General features: G+C 42.8%; 17 protein-coding genes. 7 read left to right on the top strand and 10 right to left on the bottom strand.

Annotation, left to right across the window (positions count from 1 at the left end):
- Positions 1–155: 155 nt before the first annotated feature.
- Positions 156–875: a 3'-5' exonuclease gene (locus tag AHMF7605_RS26975; protein ID WP_106933048.1), complete on the bottom strand. Its 720-nt coding sequence runs from the start codon at positions 873–875 to the stop codon at positions 156–158.
- A 396-nt stretch (positions 876–1,271) separates the two neighbouring features.
- Here AHMF7605_RS26975 and AHMF7605_RS26970 point away from each other — a divergent pair, with 396 nt between their 5' ends.
- Both AHMF7605_RS26970 and AHMF7605_RS26965 read left to right on the top strand, forming a co-directional pair.
- A complete protein-coding gene (locus AHMF7605_RS26970) occupies positions 1,272–1,565 on the top strand; it encodes a hypothetical protein (RefSeq protein WP_106933047.1) in 294 nt (97 codons plus the stop codon).
- Between the two features lie 990 nt (positions 1,566–2,555).
- Positions 2,556–6,611: an InlB B-repeat-containing protein gene (locus AHMF7605_RS26965; RefSeq protein ID WP_158267630.1), complete on the top strand. Its 4,056-nt coding sequence runs from the start codon at positions 2,556–2,558 to the stop codon at positions 6,609–6,611.
- 205 nt (positions 6,612–6,816) lie between these two features.
- Here the strand turns inward: AHMF7605_RS26965 and AHMF7605_RS26960 are convergent, their stop codons facing one another.
- From AHMF7605_RS26960 to AHMF7605_RS26945, 4 genes are all read right to left on the bottom strand, one after another.
- On the bottom strand, positions 6,817–7,428 hold the full coding sequence (locus AHMF7605_RS26960; RefSeq protein WP_106933045.1) for a YceI family protein: 612 nt from the start codon (positions 7,426–7,428) through the stop codon (positions 6,817–6,819).
- Positions 7,429–7,617: 189 nt separating this feature from the next.
- Positions 7,618–8,274, bottom strand: a complete 657-nt coding sequence (locus AHMF7605_RS26955) for a hypothetical protein (protein ID WP_106933044.1) — start codon at positions 8,272–8,274, stop codon at positions 7,618–7,620.
- A 116-nt stretch (positions 8,275–8,390) separates the two neighbouring features.
- Positions 8,391–8,696, bottom strand: coding sequence for a hypothetical protein (locus AHMF7605_RS30285; protein ID WP_199200209.1), 306 nt, complete (start codon positions 8,694–8,696; stop codon positions 8,391–8,393).
- Positions 8,697–9,195: 499 nt separating this feature from the next.
- Positions 9,196–9,786, bottom strand: coding sequence for a hypothetical protein (locus AHMF7605_RS26945; protein WP_106933043.1), 591 nt, complete (start codon positions 9,784–9,786; stop codon positions 9,196–9,198).
- Positions 9,787–10,100: 314 nt separating this feature from the next.
- On the opposite strand from AHMF7605_RS26945, the gene AHMF7605_RS26940 reads away from it, so the two are divergent.
- The 3 genes from AHMF7605_RS26940 to AHMF7605_RS26930 all read left to right on the top strand — a co-directional run bounded on the left by AHMF7605_RS26940 (position 10,101) and on the right by AHMF7605_RS26930 (position 15,174).
- The gene (locus tag AHMF7605_RS26940) at positions 10,101–10,943 is read left to right on the top strand and encodes a sulfurtransferase (RefSeq protein WP_106933042.1); all 843 of its coding nucleotides are present in this window, start codon (positions 10,101–10,103) and stop codon (positions 10,941–10,943) included.
- A gap of 335 nt (positions 10,944–11,278) precedes the next feature.
- Positions 11,279–14,746, top strand: coding sequence for a PAS domain-containing protein (locus AHMF7605_RS26935; RefSeq protein WP_106933041.1), 3,468 nt, complete (start codon positions 11,279–11,281; stop codon positions 14,744–14,746).
- 29 nt (positions 14,747–14,775) lie between these two features.
- A complete protein-coding gene (locus AHMF7605_RS26930) occupies positions 14,776–15,174 on the top strand; it encodes a response regulator (protein WP_106933633.1) in 399 nt (132 codons plus the stop codon).
- A 167-nt stretch (positions 15,175–15,341) separates the two neighbouring features.
- On the opposite strand, the gene AHMF7605_RS26925 is transcribed toward AHMF7605_RS26930, so the two are convergent.
- From AHMF7605_RS26925 to AHMF7605_RS26905, 5 genes are read right to left on the bottom strand one after another with little or no spacing between them, the layout of a single operon-like run.
- Positions 15,342–16,679, bottom strand: a complete 1,338-nt coding sequence (locus AHMF7605_RS26925) for a sensor histidine kinase (RefSeq protein WP_106933040.1) — start codon at positions 16,677–16,679, stop codon at positions 15,342–15,344.
- A gap of 5 nt (positions 16,680–16,684) precedes the next feature.
- The gene (locus AHMF7605_RS26920) at positions 16,685–17,710 is read right to left on the bottom strand and encodes an ATP-binding protein (protein WP_106933039.1); all 1,026 of its coding nucleotides are present in this window, start codon (positions 17,708–17,710) and stop codon (positions 16,685–16,687) included.
- Positions 17,700–18,113, bottom strand: a complete 414-nt coding sequence (locus AHMF7605_RS26915; RefSeq protein ID WP_106933038.1) for an anti-sigma regulatory factor — start codon at positions 18,111–18,113, stop codon at positions 17,700–17,702. Before AHMF7605_RS26915 ends, AHMF7605_RS26920 begins: the two co-directional genes overlap by 11 nt.
- Positions 18,097–18,495 carry an STAS domain-containing protein gene (locus AHMF7605_RS26910; protein ID WP_106933037.1) on the bottom strand — a complete coding sequence of 133 codons (399 nt, stop codon included), beginning with the start codon at positions 18,493–18,495 and terminating at the stop codon, positions 18,097–18,099. The genes AHMF7605_RS26915 and AHMF7605_RS26910 overlap by 17 nt, the downstream gene beginning before the upstream one ends.
- A gap of 9 nt (positions 18,496–18,504) precedes the next feature.
- Positions 18,505–19,359, bottom strand: coding sequence for an STAS domain-containing protein (locus AHMF7605_RS26905; RefSeq protein ID WP_106933036.1), 855 nt, complete (start codon positions 19,357–19,359; stop codon positions 18,505–18,507).
- 600 nt (positions 19,360–19,959) lie between these two features.
- Between AHMF7605_RS26905 and AHMF7605_RS26900 the strand changes: the two genes are divergently transcribed.
- Both AHMF7605_RS26900 and AHMF7605_RS26895 read left to right on the top strand, forming a co-directional pair.
- Entirely contained in the window at positions 19,960–20,526 is a 567-nt protein-coding gene (locus AHMF7605_RS26900; protein WP_106933035.1) for an RNA polymerase sigma factor, read from the top strand.
- A 95-nt stretch (positions 20,527–20,621) separates the two neighbouring features.
- Entirely contained in the window at positions 20,622–20,840 is a 219-nt protein-coding gene (locus tag AHMF7605_RS26895; protein WP_106933034.1) for a hypothetical protein, read from the top strand.
- Positions 20,841–21,041: the final 201 nt, after the last annotated feature.

Genomic DNA, 21,041 nt, shown 5'->3' with positions numbered 1-21,041 from the left:
GTAGAGGTAGATAGAAAAATTTTGTAGTCAATTTTCTCATTATAAGAATCCGGTTTTTGACCGGATTTTTTATTTCTTTTAAATCGATTGGTTACATAATTAAACCCTAACGCCCGCCGTTTACAGGAATTTAGGACAAGCTTAAATCAAGCTATTTACGTATATTGGATATCTTCGGGCCGGAGCATGGGTAAACTTTTGAACCGCAGTAATAATTGGGCTACGGTAACCACGTCCTGCTCACAATACCGGCTGATCCGGTTTAAGTCGCCTTCTTCGTAAAATACCCGGCCTACCTCCGCACCGTTTATATCGTTTTTAGGACTGGGAATGTTAAAAAGAGCGGCCAGCAAATCTAAGGATACAAAGCTGCGGCTATCGCCGAAGCGCCAAAGATGCATGGTATCCAGGTGCGAAATTTCCCAGGGTTTTAGGCCCGTACAGTCTACCAGTTTGGGGATGCAAATATCGTTTACCAACATGCGGCGGCACAAGTACGGAATATCAAATTCGCGGATGTTATGGCCGCACAAACAATGGCTCTTACCGGTAAATTTGGTATTAAGTAACGCGCATAAGTCTTCGAGTAATTCTTTTTCGTTGGCATTACTAAACGACTTCAGGCGCATAGTATAGCGGCCATCGTTGGTTTCCCGCAAAATGCCCATGGAAATGCACACAATTTTCCCGAACTCTGCATACAGGCCCGCTCGTTCGTAGATATCTGCCGGATCGGGTTCGATTTTAGCTAATTGCCGGGATTTAATGGCCCACAATTCCTGGAAACGTTCATCGAGATCGGCATAGCTGGGTTGCCCGGGAACCGTTTCAATGTCAATAAAAAGCAGGTCTTCCAGTTTAAGCTGTGCGAACATGTAATTTCTGAGTTCTTAAAAAACCGGGTATTCCTTCCATTTCACCAGACTTTCTAATTCTAAGATGAAAAATACTTCTTTAGGAAGCTAGCCATCGCCAAAGTTAAATTTTCCACAGGTTGTTGATTAGTATTCAAACCGCACCCAATCAATTAGTTACTAGCTATAAACGCTTAGAGACAGAATCAGCCTGCCAAAATGAAAAAAGCCTGCCATAATGGAAAGTTTTTCCTAAGTTTTAATTTATCAAACAACCTTATTTTAAATCATAATTGACTGTCTACGAGAAGTATAGCACCATTCATTCGTAATTACGGTTAACCGGCATAGTACTGGCCAATAAGAATAGAGATAGCCCTTTATGCATTTTTTAGCTTTAAAAACCCGGCGTAAATAATGTCACTTTTAGAAGAAGAATTAACTTTTTTTCAAAAAAATCAGTACCGGTTAGCGAAGCTGTATCCCAATAGCTTCTTAGTTATAAAAGGCCAGCGGGTTTATGGAGACTTCCCTAGCATACTAGAAGCCTATACTTCTGCTTTAAATACCTTTGAAATAGGCACTTTTTTAGTTATTAAAATAATACCGCAAATACGAACTGGTTATAAGCAAAGCTTACCGGCAAAAGCTTTTCAGAGCAGTTTAAGTTGGTGGATGCATAAATTATATCCGTTGCGCCGCAGCTTCTAATCGGAGCCTTGTTCAAAAAAAATAGTCAGGTAAAATCCCGGATTAAGCAACGGATTTTTCGCTTCAGCTTTTCCGGCTAGCCATACCTCCAACTACCGCAAAAAGTTTTTTCCACACGTAAAGTAGCTCCGTTAGGTTGTTTACTGCTGTTTGTATCTTTCGTGGTGTTTTACCCGGAAGTAAAGTATAATTCCCCTAGTTTTTAACTTTGCTTACGGCTCCATAAAAGAAAAGGCTGTTCAGCCGTAATCGGTCCGAATATAGTTTTAGTTAAATTTTAGAGGCCTGTAGTCTACTTAGTGGCTTAGTGTCCTTCCACACAAACTAGTGTTTCACCCGCCTTAGCGGTTTAAATACAGCTAAATTACTGCCAAACAAATAGTTATACAATCCGAATCATGTATTTACTACAGATTTTTAACCGGTACCCAATACTTATAAGTAGGTTAAAATGAAAATAAAAATATTAGTTAAAATTTAAAGTAGAGTTCTTACTATTATTAAGATTATTATTTATATTAAACAATAATTTAGGACATTGTATAACTAATTTAAGAATATTCTGGCTCCTGATAATAGCACGCATAAAGTTGTGTGTAACTATTTAGAAAAATAGACGCTCATTTAATTTGTTCTGAATTAAATCTGTTTTTATAAAAATTTTACAACTACATCCGTAATCTAATACTTTTATTCGCAGGGAACCAGTAAACCATACGAGTGATTTACTATCTCCTTTTCTTCTCGTTGATTAAGTCAGTATTAATTACTTAATTGGCTGATTTAGTTCTTCCTTTCTGGCCCGTGTTGCTCTTATTTCCCTAATAGATGAAGGAACACTTTTTCGCACGGCTAATCCGCCGATTGTTTTATAATATCTGCCTAACTCCACCCCAACTAAATCATACTGTTATGTTAACATCTTATCACTTCTTCCTTATTTCCAGCTTCACCAATCTCCAAAAAAAAGTATACCCAAAAAAAAGAACTTTGCGAATAGGTCAACAATACCCCAAAAAATCGGAAGCATATAAAAGGTCCCAATTGCTACATCTGGCGGTAAAGTCGACGCCACTTATTTTACTTTTTTCCTTACTCATTGTAATAGCTCGCTCCTCTGTTTTTGCCCAAACACCGCCGGGTGGTTTTACTTCCCGAACTATTTCGTCGCAGTGGAACCAGGCCGTGGGACTCTGCTTTAATTCGGATGGCAGCCAAATGTTTGTGTGGGAACGCACCGGCAAAGTGTATGTAGTAGAAAACAACCAGAAAAAAATATTTGTTGACATAAGCGAAGAAGTAGGCTCGTACGGTGATTTAGGTTTACTAGGTTTTGCCCTACACCCGAACTTTGAATCTAATGGCTACTTTTATTTACTATATAACGTCGACCGCCACTATCTTACCAAGTTCGGCACCAGCGCTTACAGTTCTACCACCAACGAAAATAATGCTACTATTGGCCGTTTAACCCGCTATACTGCTTCCCGCTCCGAAAGTGGTTACCAGGTAAATGTAAGCAGCCGGAAAATTTTAATTGGGGCAACTAAAACTACAGGTATTCCTTCTGTTCAAAATATTCATGGGGTGGGCAGCCTGGTATTTGGCCGCGACGGAACCTTACTTATTTCGGCCGGCGATGCTGCTTCCAATAACCCCGGAATTAACAACGAAACTTACATCGCGCTTGCGAAATCAGATGGCATTATTACGCCAGAAGAAAATGTGGGCGCTTTCCGGGCCCAGTTACTGGAAAGTTACAACGGTAAAATCCTGCGGGTTGATCCTGAAACCGGGAACGGAATCTCCAGCAATCCTTTTTTTGAACCCGGAAACCCTTACTCTATTCGCTCTAAAGTTTATGCTTTGGGGTTACGCAACCCTTTTCGCCTGGTTCTAAAACCCGGCACCGGCAGTACCAATCCTACTGATGGCAATCCGGGCATTCTTTACGCAGGCGATGTGGGGCACCAGACTTACGAAGAAGTAGATATAATTACGCGACCCGGAATGAACTTTGGCTGGCCCATTTACGAAGGTTTAACCCTACACCCTTCTTACCCGGACATTAAAATACCTAACTACCATGCTCCTAATCCTTTGTACGGCATTAATGGGTGTAACCAGCCGTATTTTAATTTTCAGGATTTAATAAAACAGGAAAATGCAAGCGGCTCAGCTAGTTTTACTAACCCCTGTAATACCAGCCAGGCAATTCCAAGTTCTATTAAAACCTTCGTGCACAGCCGGCCAATTATTGATTGGAAACACGATAATGCCGGTCCATCCCGAACCGGTACTTTTAACGGGCAAACGGCTACCGTTACCGACATTGGCGCTGCGGACTCACCGGTTTCCGGCTCGCAGTTTGGGGGCAACTCTTCTACTGCCGGACTATTTTACACGCACGATGATTTTCCGGATATTTACAAAGATAAATTCTTTTTCGGCGATTACGTGGGAGGCTGGATTCGGTCGATAACGGTAAATAGCAGCGAAAAACCAGTGGCCGTTACAAATTTTATTAACAGCGGCGCCATAGTGGTATGCATGGCAATTAACCCCACGCAAAACGGCATTTATTACGTAAACTATCCTTCCGAAATCCGCCGCGTAACTTATAACAGTGTAAACAATGAGCCGAATGCAGTAGCTTCCGCCGATAAATTAAATGGCACGAGTCCGCTCACGGTACAATTTACCGGTAATAAGTCAACGGATCCCGAAGGGCAAACCTTAACCTACGCTTGGAATTTTGGCGATGGAACTACCAGTACCGAAGCGAATCCTTCGCATACTTTTACCAGTGATACTCCCATTAAATATACGGTAACCCTTACCGTTACCGATACCCAGGGGGCTACAGACAATGCCACCCTCACCATTTCTATAAATAACAACACTCCCCCTCAGGTTACCATTACCAGCCCGGTGAATAATACTCAATACCCTTTAACCGGTGAAACTACATATAATTTACGGGCAACGGTAACTGATCTGGAACAAAGCAGTACTTCGCTCGCGTATAGGTGGCAAACTATTTTGCACCACGGCGACCACGAACATGCGGAGCCCTTTGATACTAATCCCGAAACCACTACCACTTTAGATCCGGTTGGTTGCGACGGTGATACGTACTACTACCGCGTTATTTTAACGGTAACCGATGATGATGGCTTAACGGGTCAGGATGAAGTAAGATTATACCCCAACTGCAACACCGCCGGGCAACGGGTAACAAGTTATGAATTAATTAATGCCGATACGGATGCGGAAATTGAATCTTTACACGATGGTTCAATCGTTGATTTGGCCGAGTTGGGCACTAAAAACATAAATATTCGGGCGGTAACTTTTCCAGCTACGGTAGGAAGTGTGATACTAAATTTAACCGGAAAGCAAAGCCATAACCAAACCGAAAGTTCCGCCCCTTATGCCCTGTTCGGGAGAAATGGTAATGATTATAATGCCTGGGCTCCGGCTACGGGCAATTACAATTTAACCGCTAAACCCTACTCCGGCGAAAACGGAAGTGGAACAGTAGGTACGGAACTAAGTATTAATTTTAGCATTGTAAACGGTACCTCTTCCCAAACATTAGTGGAGTATTACCTGGTAAATGCTGATACCGAAAGGGATATTCAACTAGTAACCAACGGAGCCACCATAAACTTAGCCGCTCTACCCACTAAAAACCTGAATGTCCGGGCTACGACCAACCCATCGGTGGTGGGCAGTGTGGTTTTTAAAGTTAGTGGTCAACAAACCCTTACCCGGACCGAAAACACGGCACCTTACGCAGTTTTTGGGGAAAGCAACGGTAACTATACGGCTTGGGTTCCGGCAGTAGGAAATTACACTATTTTGGGTACTCCCTATTCCGGGTCTAATAGTAGCGGCACGGTGGGTTCTCCGTTATCCGTAAGTTTCTCTGTTATCAATCAGCCCTCCTCCACCTCTTACAGTTTAACGGTTAACGCAAGCAACGGTACCGTAACCAAAAACCCGAACCAGACGAGCTATGACAATGGTACCAATGTAACGCTTACAGCGACTCCGGCAGTTGGGTACCAGTTTAGTGGTTGGAGCGGCAATGCCACCGGTACTACTAATCCATTAATCGTAAACATGAACAGTAACAAAAACATTACGGCTAATTTCACTCCGGCCAGCACCTTCTATACCCTAACGGTAAATACTTCTGGCAATGGAACCGTAAGCAAAAGTCCAAACCAAACCAGTTACGCCAGCGGCAGCACGGTTACGCTCACGGCTACACCAGCCTCCGGTTACCAGTTTAGTGGTTGGAGCGGAGCCGCCACCGGTTCTACTAACCCGTTGGTGGTAACCATGAACGGTAATAAAAACGTAACCGCTACCTTTACTCAATCATCGGGCGGCCAACAAGTAGTAAGCTTTACTTTAATAAATGCCTCCAATGAACAACCTATCCGCAACTTGGTAAACAACGATGTTATCAATATTGCTACTTTAAAAACCCTGAACATCCGAGCCAATACCAATCCGGCTAAGGTGGGTAGCGTGAAAATGGCATTAACCGGCCCCCAAACTAAAAATACTACCGAAACAGGGGCGCCCTATGCTCTGTTTGGCGATGTAAGCGGAAACTACAACAGCTGGACGCCCGCCGTAGGCAGCTATACCTTAACTGCTACCCCTTCTTCAGCGGGAGGAAGTGGAACAGTAGGCGCCGCCCTTGTTATAACTTTTTCAGTAGTTAATCAATCCTTTGCCCTTGCATCGGCCAGTAATTTAACCGAAGCAGAATTGGCAAACGATGGTTTACGGGTAAATTACTTTCCTAACCCCTTTACCCAAGAACTAACCCTGCAACTACAAAACAACAAACAAGCTTTTCTGCCTATCAAACTAGTAGATTTGTATGGCAGAGTACTATTGATTAATGAAGCTACCAAGGTTAAACAAACCATAACTATAGGGAAAGAAGTTTGCCCGGGAGTATATATTTTAATTATTGGCAACGGCCGCAAAGCCAAGCGATATAAGGTAATAAAAACAAGTTAAAAAAAGAGGCTAGTAGTAAACAGAACACTACTAGCCTTTTTTTAGTACAACAATGAAAGAAAGAGTTATTAAATTAAGTTTTATCAGGGTAGATACATTACGCCAAGATTTTACAAATTCAGTTATTGTTTTCGGTTTTGAGTATGTAAAAGCTTAACGCTTTCTATTTAGATTGCAATAGTTGTTACTATTATTACTTTCCGCCTTAATTTCTATTTCCCGCAACCTTCAGGTGAATAGCTACTTCCGGGTAAATATGACGGTTTTTAAGCTCCGGATCGGCGGCGTGGTTCATGCCCCACTGGGTACGATCCAGCATAAAAGTAGCTTCTACCGCCAGGTTGTTTTCCAGTAAATCAATTTTAGCCGGAAAGGTTATCGAGTTGGTTTTACCTAAGAGCGTAAAATCGCCGGTAACCTGGGCTTTGGCGCCGGTTACGGCTCCTTCCGGAACACTATTTAACGGCATTACTTCCGTGATACTAAACTTTGCTTCGGGATATAAAGCCAGGTTAAAGAAATCCTCGCTTTTTAAATGCTTCAATAAAACCGGCTTAAGTGCTTTGGGTAAGTCAAAGTTTTTAATGGAAGCAATCGGAATTACAAAAGTACCGCTTTTCACCTGGCCGTCCACCACTTCTATTCCTTCGCAGGTTACCTCGAAAGAGCCCTGGTGGGTAACTTTGGGACTTGCGCCGGACCATTCTACGATTGATTTATCTGTATTCAGCGTATAATTGTACTTTACCGGATCTTTCGTAAAGCTTGAAATAAGTAAACTATAAAATGCCAGTAAACTTAAAATAATGGTTTTCATGGGGCTTCGTAGTAACAGAATTTTAGGTAAAAGCCTATCCGGTAAAGCTTTAAATCCAGATTGGTATTTCTGAATTATACCGGATAGGCTGGCAAATTTAAAAAATGGGATGGATTGGATTGTTAAATGTATGAAGAAGTTTATTTTACAGTATATACTTTATTTTTTTATCCTTCCGGGAGAAAAGACTTAAATAGCATAGGGGAAATTACGGGAGACTTTGCGCATCATGCGTTCAACTAAGTCATCGGTAGCAGAGGTAAAATCATCGTCCATGGTCTTGAAAAAGCGCCACAACAGCTCTCCATCCTGTCCGTTGTGGAGGGTCATGGTTAAAGAACCCGAACCGGTCTTCCCCGCATAGCCCCCGAATACCACGGCCGTGGCGAAAGCCGCCCCGTCCGAACGGGTCTGCTCCATGTCGAACTTCCCGCTGATTACCGCATCCACGCCCAAGGCTTTGGCGATCTCCTCTCTCGTAAACTCCTCTAACTTGCCGTACATGCCCGCTTTTTTGAGTAAGCTGTTGGTTTTCTCCACCTCCTGGAACGTAACCGAGTACGACTTGGCTTTGCGCAGCAGGTAGGTATACAGGCTACTCTGAATATTTTGGGCTAAAGTAGTTTCTTGTTCCTGGTGGGCTTGGGGGTTGAAGTTCTTGGGTGGTTTGCGGTAGGTGATCTTGGCGGTAAAGGGCAGAATAGCCACGGTTTGGTGTTGCTGAATGGCCGAGGCAAGTTGGGGACTGGCAAAGATTTGTTTAGAACCTTCCCCGAGCAGCACCTGGGCTGGGCTCATCAGGGTAGTAGCAAAGAAGAATAACAGGAGCGTACAAAAGGTTTTCATCGGAGGGAAGAAGTAAAAGTTTAGAGTTAGAAGTTGAGAGTTAGAAGTAAGAAAAAAGACTAGCACGAAGAAAGAAAAAGGGAGCCAACTTACGGGTGTGCTCCCCTGGAAAGATGTTAGTTGCTGGCTTTCGCGTTAGTAGTAGAGTTAGAACCAGTGTTCGCGTTAGAATTAGTGTTGGTGGCAGTACTGGTTTTCGCTTGGGGCTTGTAGATGGCGCCAGTAGCAAAGTCAATGGCTAAGCCGGGCCAGAAAAGCAGCACGTCGGCCACTAAAGCCCCGACCCGGATTTCGCGTTGGGGCTGACCATCGGCCGGGCGGGTTTTCTGGTACTGGGTTACTTTGCCACCAAATACGGTAGCACAGCTCGACATCGATACAGTTAATAAGACAACAGCGGCTACTTGGGTAATCTTTTTCATTTTCAGTTGAGAGTTAAGGATGGATGAATTGTTTTCTAAGTTATTTGGATGATTAAGTTGTTTTCTATGTTCGGTAAGTGCTTTGTTTTAAGAACATGACAAAGGTACTACCACGAACTACCCTAAGGAAATAAGCTGCACTGCTCATTTTTATGGGTAGTACTGCTTAGTTGCGTTCTATACTTTACTTGAATGTTTATAAAGCAAAATACTGACGCCTGTATAAGTACTTGCCCTAATTGGTGGGTATGCATTAAGTATTCCTTCATTTACTTTTATAATAAAGTTTTTTCCTGGTTTCGTTCTAATTTTTACAACCTGTATGCCAAACTTGAAAAATAGTCTGATTGGCGCCAGAAGCAATATTGGGAATTAACTCTTGGGCAAAAAGTGTCCGGTTTTGAGAACAATTGTTCATTTTTAGAACAACTTCTGTTAAAACTGCCCGGAAAAATGACCGTTAAGAATAGAAAGGATAGATGCAAAAAATAATTTTAATTTAAACTGCTTGGTATTTTTTTGTAAGCATTAATTTGGTTTGGTGCTCCGGTTTAGTAGTAAGGATCATAACAGCCAACAGCGGCCAGGCAATAATAGAATAAACTCCTCCAATCATAAATCCAAGAAAGGTCTGACCAAATAGAAAAACCGCCGGTACGGATACGGGAAACCAAAAACCAACTAGCAAGGGGACAAAACGCTTCCACCCCTTTAAACGCTTGCTCCCGAAAGCGGTAATACCAATTACCAGCATCATTAAATTACTCATGGGCCAGAAAGCATCTAAAAATATAAAGTAGCGAAATAAATGCGTGGGAAGCACTAGTTGAGCTAAGTTGTACATATTAGCCAGCGTTAAAGTCCCTAACACAACCCACAATATTCCTCTACCAAACCTAGTATTTCCGGTAACTTTCAAGCGTTGCAAGGCGACAATGCTACACATCCAGCCGAGCATATACGTAAGAGCCCAGGCTCCGGTAAACCAGGTTTCGTTTAAGTTTGGGTACAAGCCATGTTCTGTGTACATCCCAATAAAATAGAACGGGGCACCCACTAGAGCTAATATTCCGAGTGTTTTGTTGTTCATAGTAATTTTAGTTTTATAGTTTTCCTGACTTGAAGCGTTATTTGATTACAAAGAAATAAGTAAAGAATGGGCAAGTAAACACCAGGTAGCCTCACCCGTTTACTATTCCGGTTCACTCGTAGAAAAAACTGTCTCAACCGTATGGGTAGAAGTAACTTGACCAGAAATTTTTAATCACAGACATACTTCCTATACAAGCCTATCAACTAATAAAAGCGGCTAAAAGGAAATTTACTCTAAACTAGGCCACTCTCCGAATAAACGCTTCAGATAAAATATGTACTTTCGTCTATCTAACCATATTCTATAAGAACATGACGCCCGTTATTCACCCATCGGAATTAATTTTACTACAGCAAAACCCGGAATTGGTGCTGATAGATGCCCGGACCGGGCCGGAAGTAAAAGCAAAATACCAGGCCCGGCATTTGCAAGGTGCCCGCTTGGTAGACCTAGAGCAAGAGCTTTCGCAGAAAAAGGCCGTTGCGGCCGAAGGTGGCCGCCATCCTCTACCCGACGTAAGTTTTTTTGCCGAAGTTTTGGGCCGGTTAGGAATTGGGCCGGAAAGCTACGTGGTGGTGTACGACGATAAAAATGGCGCCAATGCCGCCGCGCGGTTCTGGTGGATGCTAAAAGCCGCGGGTCACGAAAAAGTACAAGTTTTAAATGGCGGCTTTGAAGCAGCCATTGCGGCTGGCTATCCTACTAGTAGTGCACCGGAAGATACAGCCTTTGCCCGGGAAGCTTATCCCGTTAAAACCTGGCAATTACCAACGGCTACTTTAAGCGACGTAGAAAAAGCGACTCAAAGTTCGGATTATCTGGTAATAGATGTGCGGGAATCGGAGCGCTACCGCGGCGAAAGAGAACCGATTGATTTAGTGGCGGGCCATATTCCGGGGGCCGTAAATATTCCGTTTAGTACCAATTTAGACCAAAACGGCTTTTATTTGCCCGCTGAAGAACTCAAAGCAAAGTATTCGGAAGCACTCGCCCATAAAAATGCTAACCAGGTAATTGTACACTGCGGTTCCGGAGTTACGGCTTGTCATACTCTAGTTGCCATGGCGCAGGCCGGCTTAGAAATACCTCAATTATACGTTGGCTCCTGGAGTGAGTGGTCAAGGAATGATAAACCCATTGCCACCGAAGTTTAAAGTTACTATCCGGTTATTTTTACTACCAGGATGTAGATTTTCTATTATTTATTTTACAAAAAAGGAAAAGGCAAAAAATTATACCCTAGCTCTTTTAAATAATTTTTTATGCGCCCGCGTCTGGAAGAGAAACTTACTCTTTCATAAATTTACTCTTTATACTTCAGTTGATTAATCTGTACCAAACATTCCGGAAGTTTACGGGTTAAATTATAACGGTAACGATTGTCAACGGCTATGCCTTCATTAAAACCGGAAGCAAGCGGCTGTCGTATTTTTTTATTCATTCAGGTATCTTACGTATCTTAAGCTATTGATTTATCCATCCTAATTGAATGCTTGATTCCACCGCCCAGCCCAATGCATCTTATCAAAGTTTAGGAGCTGTCTTTCCGCTCGAAGAATTACTTCCTACCTTATTAGAGGTATCTTTAACCGGAGTCATTTTCTTTAAACCAGTTTATAACGCAGATGCTTCTGAAATTATCGATCTGGCGTACGTGATGCTAAACAAGGCAGCTCAGCGCATGCTGCAATTACCCGAACGTCCTAGCCAAACTTTTCTTCAATTATACCCCCATGCGCAAAACACCGGCATTTTTGCTTTTTACCGGGATACTTACTTAGCCGGTAAACTAGATCGCTACGATGTAAATTACCAGTACGACGGGCTCGACAATTTTTTTCAACTAGTAGCACAACGCAGCGGGGAAGGCTTGGTGGTGAGTTTTTCCGATACTTCTGACCATGACCGCACGGCCGTGGAACAAGCCTTGCGCGAAAGTCAGGCGCGCGAAAAAGCGGCCTATGCCGAAGCCGATTTGCAACGGGAACAACTGCATAATACTTTTATGCAAGCCCCGGCCATGATTTGCATTTTTGAAGGTCCCCGGCACGTATTTAAACTGGTAAATCCGGCTTATCAGCAACTCGTGGGTAATCGGCCATTACTGGGCAAACCCATTGCGGAAGCCATGCCGGAACTGGTAGGACAACCTATTTTCGGGCTATTAGATAAAGTGTACCAAACCGGCGAGACCTTCCAAGCCCACGAAATGCTGGTTCAGCTCGACCACAACAATTCGGGCGGCGACTTGGGTCAGAATTATTACAATTTTATTTACCAACCCACACGCAACTTAGCAGGGGCTATTGATGGTATTCTGGTGTTTGCCTACGAAGTAACCGCCCAGGTTCGGGCCCGGCGGCAGGTAGAGTATAGCCACCAGCATGTGCAGGAATTAAACGAAGAATTACAGGCCGTTAACGAAGAACTGCAAACCACCAACGAAGAATTAGTTGCTACCAACGAAGAATATTATAATAATTACGCCGAATTACTCGATACGCAGGAAGCGCTGCAACAATTAAATCAGAAATTAGAGCACCGGGTAAATCAACGCACCCGCGCTTTGCAACTTGCCCAGGCCGAAACCGAAGAACAAAAACAGCGGTTGGAACGGTTATTTATGCAGGCTCCGGCCGCTATTTGCATTTTAAACGGTCCGGACTTGGTGTATGAGTTGGTGAACCCAAGCTATCAGAAGATGTTTCCCGGCCGCCAATTATTAGGCAAGCCGCTCCTGAAAGCCTTGCCGGAGCTTGCCAACCAACCTGCGTGGCATAGCTTGCAACAGGTATATAATACCGGCGAAACGCACGAAGAATACAGCATACTAATACCGGTTGCTCTCTACGAAAATGGTCCGCTGGAGGATCGTTATTTCAACTACATTCAACAAGCCCGTTTCGATGAACAAGGTCGGGTGGATGGTATTTTGGTGTTTGCCTTTGAAATAACCGACCAAGTAAAAGCCCGTCAACAAGCGGATGCTTTACAAGCTGAGGTTTTGGCTCGCACCCTGCAACTCGCTCGGGAACGGGAAACTTTCTACCAGGTATTTGAGCAAACTCCCGCCTGCATTGCCTTGTTGCGCGGGCCAGAACACCGGGTAGAGTATTACAACCAAGCTTATCAGCAGCTTTTTCCGGGTCGCTCCATGCGTGGCCGCACCATTGCCGAAATGCAGCCGGAGTCCGTTGAGCAAGGCTTCGTAGCTTTGCTGGATAGCGTTTATCAAACCGGGGAAACTTTTTATGGTAACGAACTATTGCTCGCCATTGAGCAGGAAGCAGGGATGCCGCCCCAAGACATCTATTTTAACTTTACTTACCAAGCTTACCGGGAGAATGAACAAATTGTAGGTATATCTGTCTTTGCCTACGATGTAACAGAACAGGTACTTGCCCGCCGGGAAGCCGACCAGCAACGCGAACTATTGCACACTTTATTTATGGAGGCACCGGCCCCTATTGTTATTCTGGACGGGCCGGAACTGGTTTTTCAATTAGTGAATCCGGCTTATCAGCAGATATTTCCGGGCAGAACGCTATTGGGTAAATCTTTAATAGAGGCACTTCCCGAGTTAGAGAGCACACCCATTGTCAATATTTTAAACAATATTTACCAAACCGGGGAAACTTTTGTAGCCCGGGAACTACCGCTCCGGTTGGCTCGTCACCAAGGAGGCCCCTTAGAAGATATTTATTTTACGTTTACGTACCAGGCTCGCCGCAACGCAGCTGGAGCGGTGGATGGAGTTATTGCTTTTGCTTACGAAGTAACGGACCAGGTAAAAGCCCGCCAAGCCATTGAAGCCAACGCGCAGCAACTACGCCTGATTACCGATGCTTTGCCGGTGTTAATTAGTTACTTGGACCGGGAAGAAAAATATCGTTTTGTTAACCTGGCCTATGAAGCCTGGTTTCACCAGAAGCCAGAAAATTTAATCGGCCGCTCCGCGAAGGAAGTAGTTGGCGAAGAAGCTTATTTGAATATAAAAAAGTACATAGAGCGGGCTTTAGCCGGAGAACGCTTAGACTTTGAAGCCCGTATGCCATACCGGGAGAATTTTACCAAATACATACATACCAGTTATGTGCCGGATGTTCGGGATGGTGAAGTTTTAGGATTTTATACCATGGTTTCGGATGTTACCACTCAGGTTGAAGCTCAAAAAGTAATCCAGGAAAGCGAGCAGCAAGCCAAAGCCTTGGCCGAAGATTTAGCCCGCGCCAACGAAGAACTACGGCAAGCCAACCACCTGCTCACACGAACAAACATAGATTTAGACAATTTTATTTACACCGCCTCGCACGACTTAAAAGCGCCTATCCTTAACATTGAAGGCTTAATGGAAGCCTTGCTGGACCACTTACCACCCGCCAGTTTGCAGGAACCTACTATCCAGCGCACTATGGACTTAATTTTAGATTCGGTTCAGCGGTTTAAACGTACCATTGATCATTTAACCGAAATCACCAAACTACAAAAAGAAAACAATCCAGAAGCTTTGCCGGTAAACGTGGTAGATTTATTAAAAGCAGTACAGTTAGACTTAGCCCCGGTTATTCAGGCAACAAAGGCGCAAATTGACATTAGCGTAAATCTTTGCCCTACTATTCGTTTCTCCGAAAAAAATCTGCGCAGTATTGTTTACAATTTACTTTCGAACGCTATTAAATACCACTCGCCCAACCGGTTGCCAAAAGTTCGGGTATTTTGTACCCGCACCGAAAGCTTTCAAATATTGTCGGTACAGGATAACGGTTTAGGAATAGATTTAGCTCAGGAACACAAGCTATTTGCCATGTTTAAGCGGCTGCACAACCACGTAGAAGGCACCGGCATTGGGTTATACATGGTAAAGAAAATTATTGAAAATGCCGGGGGTAAAATAACGGTGGAAAGTAAAATAGACGAAGGGGCAACTTTTCACGTACATTTTCCGCTTAATTGTTAATTTTAACAGATTACAAAGTATTGCTTGCTATGAATAAAATTGCCTGCACGTTACTGGTAGATGACGATGAAACGGCCAACTACCTGAATGAATTGCTTTTTAAAAGATTAGCGGTAACCGAAAAATTGTTGGTAGCTCGTAACGGTTTAGAAGCGCTCACGGTAATTTCACAGAACTGCCCGAGTAAAAGTTGTCCCGCCCTTATTCTTTTAGATATCAATATGCCCATCATGGATGGGTTTGAGTTTCTCAGCGCTTACCAACAACTAGATCTTGACCAAAAACAGTCTATTGTCATTATTATGTTAACTACTTCGCTTAACCCGCGCGACCTGGAAAAAGTGCAGCAAGCCAACATTGCGGGAATAATAAATAAACCGCTTACTAAAAAAGCTTTACTCGACATCATGGACCAACATTTTAGTTAGAACTATGAATTTAAATTGGCGCTTACCGGAAACAAGCTGGTTTTATTAGTTCCTACCTTTTTTAAAAATCCATTTTCAGTTTGCTACTGTTCTTTTGATTATTTATTCAATAATAACCGCAGTACTAAATTCGAGTTATTCCTCCATTTTAAGTATAGCAAACGTCTTTAATTAACTACTTCTTCTAGGGGCCAGGTAAAATGAAAAATAGTACCGTTTGTTCCGTTTGATTCTACCCAAAAAGCTTTTTGCTTTGATTCAATGATTTTACTCACAATTGATAGGCCCAAACCCGTACTGGTATTGCGGTGTTTACTTCCGGTTTGATAAGGTTTAAAAATATTCTCCTGATCATGCAAGGGGATTCCCGGACCATTATCCGTAACAGAAAAGTGCAAACTCCCATCTTCCGGATGGCAGCTTATTTGTATGCGGCCTTTTGGTTTGTCGTTATACTTAATAGCATTGCTAATAAGATTACTAAATACCTGTTGCAAGTAAATTTCTTCGGTGAGTAGCGTGGGAAGATCGGAGGCTACTTCCACTTCAAAATGGGTGGGAACCGCTAAAAAAAGTAAAATTTTGTTTATTAATGCATTTAAGTTCACCTTACTTTGGGCAACATTATAACGGCCGGCCGTTGAGTATTCTAATACATCAGAAATAAACTTTTCCATTACCTGTGCTTGCTCCTTCAGCATACTAACGGGCGTAGCTAAATCCGAAAGGTTGTTGGCTTGCACCTCTTCTTCCAGAACACTAGCTAACGAAAAAATATTGAACAAAGGAGATTTTAAATCATGCGAAACAGTATACGCAAATTTGTCTAACTCCTGATTAATGGTGGTGAGTTTTTCGTTGACTTTATTTCGCTCTTGTAACAAAAGATGAATCTCCTGGTTGGAAGCTTCTAGTTGAATATTTAAATTTTTAATTTCTTGTAATTGCTCTTCTACTTCCAGATTCTTTTGTCGTAATTGGTCCAGCAACTCCAATAATTGCATGTTTTGGTGTTTGATTTCGGCGTAAGGCGAAATGCTCGTATCATGGGTAAAATAGTCTATCCAACCTTGAATAACGGCCTTACTAATGGGCGGTTGATTAGGCGGGATCGCTTTGTGTAACTTTACCTGCGTTCCTTTTTCACCGGTGCTTTCGATAAATAACTGTACCAGCTTCTTAGAATTATAAATTCCCCAACCTTTATTGGATAATGGCTGATAATTTTGATCCAGTAATTGTTCTAAGTTAGTAATTCCCCGACCGCGATCGCTAACTAAGGCTTCCAGACAAGAACTATTATCTTTTTCCACGATATTAAAAGCAATTTGCCCGTGCCCCACGTGTTCCAGCACATTGCGGCAAATTTCGGAAACGGCGGTAGCAAACTTTGTTTGACTGGCCAAGGGCAAGCCACAGAATTGCGCCAATTGCAACGACCGTTTATAGGACAATACTACGTCTAACTCGTTTTCAATTTTTATTTTAATAATGTCCTTTTTCATAAACCTTAACTTCGGGTTTTGCCAACAATTACTAAAGTATCATCGGTTTTACGGGTTCCTTCTTTATAAAGCACCGCTGCAATTACACTAGGGTCATGTTTCAGTAAGTCCGGATGCCGGGCAAGCTCCCAACGACTCTTTAATCCATCCGAATGAAGAACAAATACGTACGAATTATTCCAGGGCAAATGGTGATCGTGGAGGGTATTCGGAATATTATGACCAACAATTCCGTTATACGAAATGATGCTCTTGCTGCCCTCCGCGGAAATAAGACGGCCGGCTATATTGCCGATGCCGCAGTAGGTAAAAGCGTTTTCGGCGGGGTTAATCACGGCCAAGTTCATGACCCCCCCGCGGGTTCTCGTAATATCCGCGTGAATCTGGCGCAAACCGTGGGCCGGTGAAGCACAAACTTGATTTTGAAAGGCCGCTATGGCTTCTTTAGTTGCTTGATGGGCATTTTCGCCGTGCCCTAAGCCGTCCACAATTAATAAGCAGCAACAATCATTTTGCTCTATTTTCATCCAGCCGTCGCCGCACACGGTTTCCCCGGGCTTCGCTACCATTACCGCCGAAATCTGAAACTTACTGCGTTGGCTAATTTTAGGCTTATAATTCTTTTTGTACAAACGCGTTAGTAAAACCGTACCGGACTCTTTCGTAGAATACAAATCAAACTCATCGGATAAACGTTTAATGGCGCCTAATCCTTCGCCGCTGGAACCGTGCGTAGAAACGCCATCTTCCAGCATTTGCTGCGGGTGGCTCATGCCGGGCCCATTATCCAGGCTTAAAATTTCGATACCGGTAATCTGGTTTTCTTTGGCCAGCGGCTTTACCAGAATTTCACCGCCGGAGGGAGTATGTTTTAGCAGATTAGAAGCCATTTCGGCCACGATGATGTTTATTTTACCAATTTCCGTTTCGGAATGACCGTAATTCTCGGCGAGTTTGGCAATATCCCGTTTAACAATATTCAAAAAACTGCGGTCTACAAGTTCGAACCGCAAATGCTGGTTATAGTCCATCTTTCCAGCGTATAATGGTTACGGTGGTACCTTTGCCCGGCTCGCTTTGGATGTTAAATTCGTTCGAAAGCCGTTTGGCCCCCGGTAAACCTAAACCCAAACTTTTACCCGTAGAAAAGCCATCTTGTAGCGCCAGTTTTACATCTTTAATGCCCGGTCCTGTATCAGCAAACGTCAGCCGGATTCCTTTTTTATTATTATTCATTACTACTTCAATAATACCCGTGCCCCCATTGGCATAGCGCAGCATGTTGCGCACGAGTTCGCTGGCGGCAGTAATCAATTTAGTTTGCCCTACCAGACTCATTCCTATTTTTGCGGCTGATTCTTTAGCCCGATTGCGAAACAAAATAACGTCTGGTTCCCGTTTAATCTCAAAATTTTCCTTAGATAATATCATCATATAGATCTTCCTCGTTATCTGGTATCGGCCCAATTTTTTTACGAAGAAGTTCCATTCCCATCTCTACATTTAAGGCGGTGTGTACCCCCGCCAAGGTGAGGCCTAACTCCACCAGCGTAATGGCTACCGCCGGCTGCATACCCACGACAACGGTTTCCGCGTCCATAATTCGGGACATGGAAGCAATATTGCCCAGGATGCGGCCCATAAAAGAATCAACAATACTCACCGCCGAAATATCAATTAACACGCCGCGGGCTTCCATCTTGCTCACCATTGCCATTAAATCATTTTCTAAGGTAAGCGCTAAACGGTCATATAAATCTACCTGAATGGTAACGAGCAAAAACCCACCCATGCGCAGAATTGGTATTCTATCCATCTTTCAGCTTTAAAACTTATTATTGGTGCGGCGTACTTCGATGTTGAGCATACTAAAGGCTAATTTAAGCGCACTGGCTAAAGAAGCTTTAGTGGAAATGTTAGAAAGATCAATGCCCAAATGAACAATTGTTTGAGCAATTTCGGCGCGAATGCCACTAATAATACATTCGGCCCCCATCAGGCGAGTTGCACTCACGGTTTTAATTAGATGTTGCGCTACTAAAGAATCCACGGCGGGCACTCCCGAAATATCTAAAATAGCAATGCGGCTACCCGTTTCTACAATTTTCTCGAGTAAATTTTCCATTACTACCTGCGTACGGGCGCTATCTAAGGTACCAATAATGGGCAAAGCCAAAATACCTTCCCATACCCGAATGACCGGAGTTGATATTTCACTTATCTCATCGGTTTGCCGTAAAATAACCTCTTCCCGACCTTTTATAAAGGTTTCCATGGTGATGATACTTAAACCATCCAGCAAATTATTTATCTCAACCGATTCCTGGTAAAGCAACTTCGGATTATCCCGTAACTCTTTTTCCAGAATTTCATAAAATGCTTTTTTCAGGCTAAGCACAAACATACTGGTTTCCCGCGGCGAGAAACCTTGGCGGGCGCGCGTAATCGAAAGTTCACTTAAAATATCCGTAACCGGCTGAAACTGCTCGGACTCAATTTCTAAGGATCCTGTGCCTAATGCCTTTAATAAAGCCGTTAGTAAATTTTCGGATTGTGCATTCAGATCTTCATTCGAGATAAGATCATCGCGCAACGTGTTATCTGCTAGCTGGTTTTGCATCCAGGTTTCCAATAGTTGCTTTTTATTCTTTTTAAGAGAGGCAGCCGTTTGGGATTCCATATTAATTTTCAACTATTTGGAGTTAGTATGTAGAAGATGTTTTTGAATTTTTTGGTGTAAATAACGGAAGGCTTCATTTCCGGAATGGTCAATTCGGCATTCGTTTAGATTTAAGTCTTAAGGTATACAATAAGTTCAATTAAATATCAACCTCTCAAGATAATTATTTTCCGGAAGCACTAATAAGGAATAAGCATAAGATGCTAAGCCTAAACAGATAAAGATTAGCAACAAAATTTATTTTTTGTAGCTTCTATCACTGAGTTTAGTAAATAAATAGCGAAAACGGGTAGAAATTTTACGGTAAAGTTTATTCATTGCGGCTTTGCCAAATCCAGTACTTGCAGAGTGGTAGCTTTTATACAGCTATCGTGTATAGTACAGTAAAACTTTTCATGGGTAAAAAGAATAGCTTAAATACTTAAAATCTTACTAATGTAAATTATAATACTGCGCTTAAGCAGGTAAGAACTAGTTTAATTTGGTAGTATAAAACCGGTAATGCAACTAGCTATTTAACCTAAACAAAAATTTATTTTGTAAGTTTTACTTATCGAAGGGTGATATTTTACTAAAATCCGGATAAACCATAAAAAGCGTATGCAGACGATACTTCATCCCCACCCGGTTACCAATTGGCGACAATCTTTAATCGCTGACCGGGAAAAAACGCTCGAAAAGATTTACGCCCGGGCTTACCCCATGGTACTGCATTATGTAAAACAACACGGCGGTTACCCCGAAGATGCCCAGGATTTAGTGCAGGAAGCGCTAATAATTTTCTACGAGAAAATAATGCTGGAAGAGCTTACGCTCACGGCTTCGGTAACTACCTACTTAATGGGAATTTGCAAAAACCTGTGGCGCCGCGAACTGGAAAAACGCCAACGTCGGGAGGAATGGAATATAGAAAAAACGGACGTAGCCGAAGAAGTTAACTCCCCTGAGCCAGACTCTCCCACCCTGGAATTAATTTATTTTGTGGAGCAACTCGGGAATAAATGCCGGGATATTTTAGTGGCTTTTTATTATTTTGGGCAACCTATGCCGGCTATTGCGCAACAGCACGAATACCGCAGCGTACACAGCGCCAGCGTGCAAAAATTTAAATGCCTGGAACGCCTGCGGAAATCACTGGCTGCTTTAACGGTTCATCATTTTAGATAAGATTCGATTATCCGGGTTTTTAAATTGAAATAGAACCATCCACTTTAGCCCGGAATTTGAAACGTATTACGTAACACCTACAACTTATACCAAGTATGCGGCCAGAACTGGAAGAGATAAAACAACTGGAAAATTATCTAAAAAATAACCTTCCGGAAGAGCAAACCTTAGAACTAGAAATCCGGCTGCTCTGGGACCTAGATTGGCAACGAGCGCTGGCGCAACAAAAGCTGGCCTACCAAGCTTTGCGGGTTGCTGGTCGGGAACAATTACGGAAAGAGTTAAAGGCTATCCACCAACGCTTATATTCATAAAATAATAAGTTATTGAAACATATTGTTAAAATTAGTAACCTAAAAAAAGTAATTCACCATTCTTGCCGCTCTATCATCGATATAAATTTAGATAAATCAATAATTTAACTTATTAAAACAGCTACTATCCTGGCCCGAATAACACCTTACTTACTCTGCCAAAATTATTTAAATACCAAGTAGTTGCCTCAGTTTCTAGTA

It is taken from the genome of Adhaeribacter arboris (assembly GCF_003023845.1).
Taxonomy (GTDB): domain Bacteria; phylum Bacteroidota; class Bacteroidia; order Cytophagales; family Hymenobacteraceae; genus Adhaeribacter; species Adhaeribacter arboris.
The sequence above is the reverse complement of the archived record's forward strand: the minus strand, read 5'-3'. Positions and strand labels throughout refer to the sequence as shown.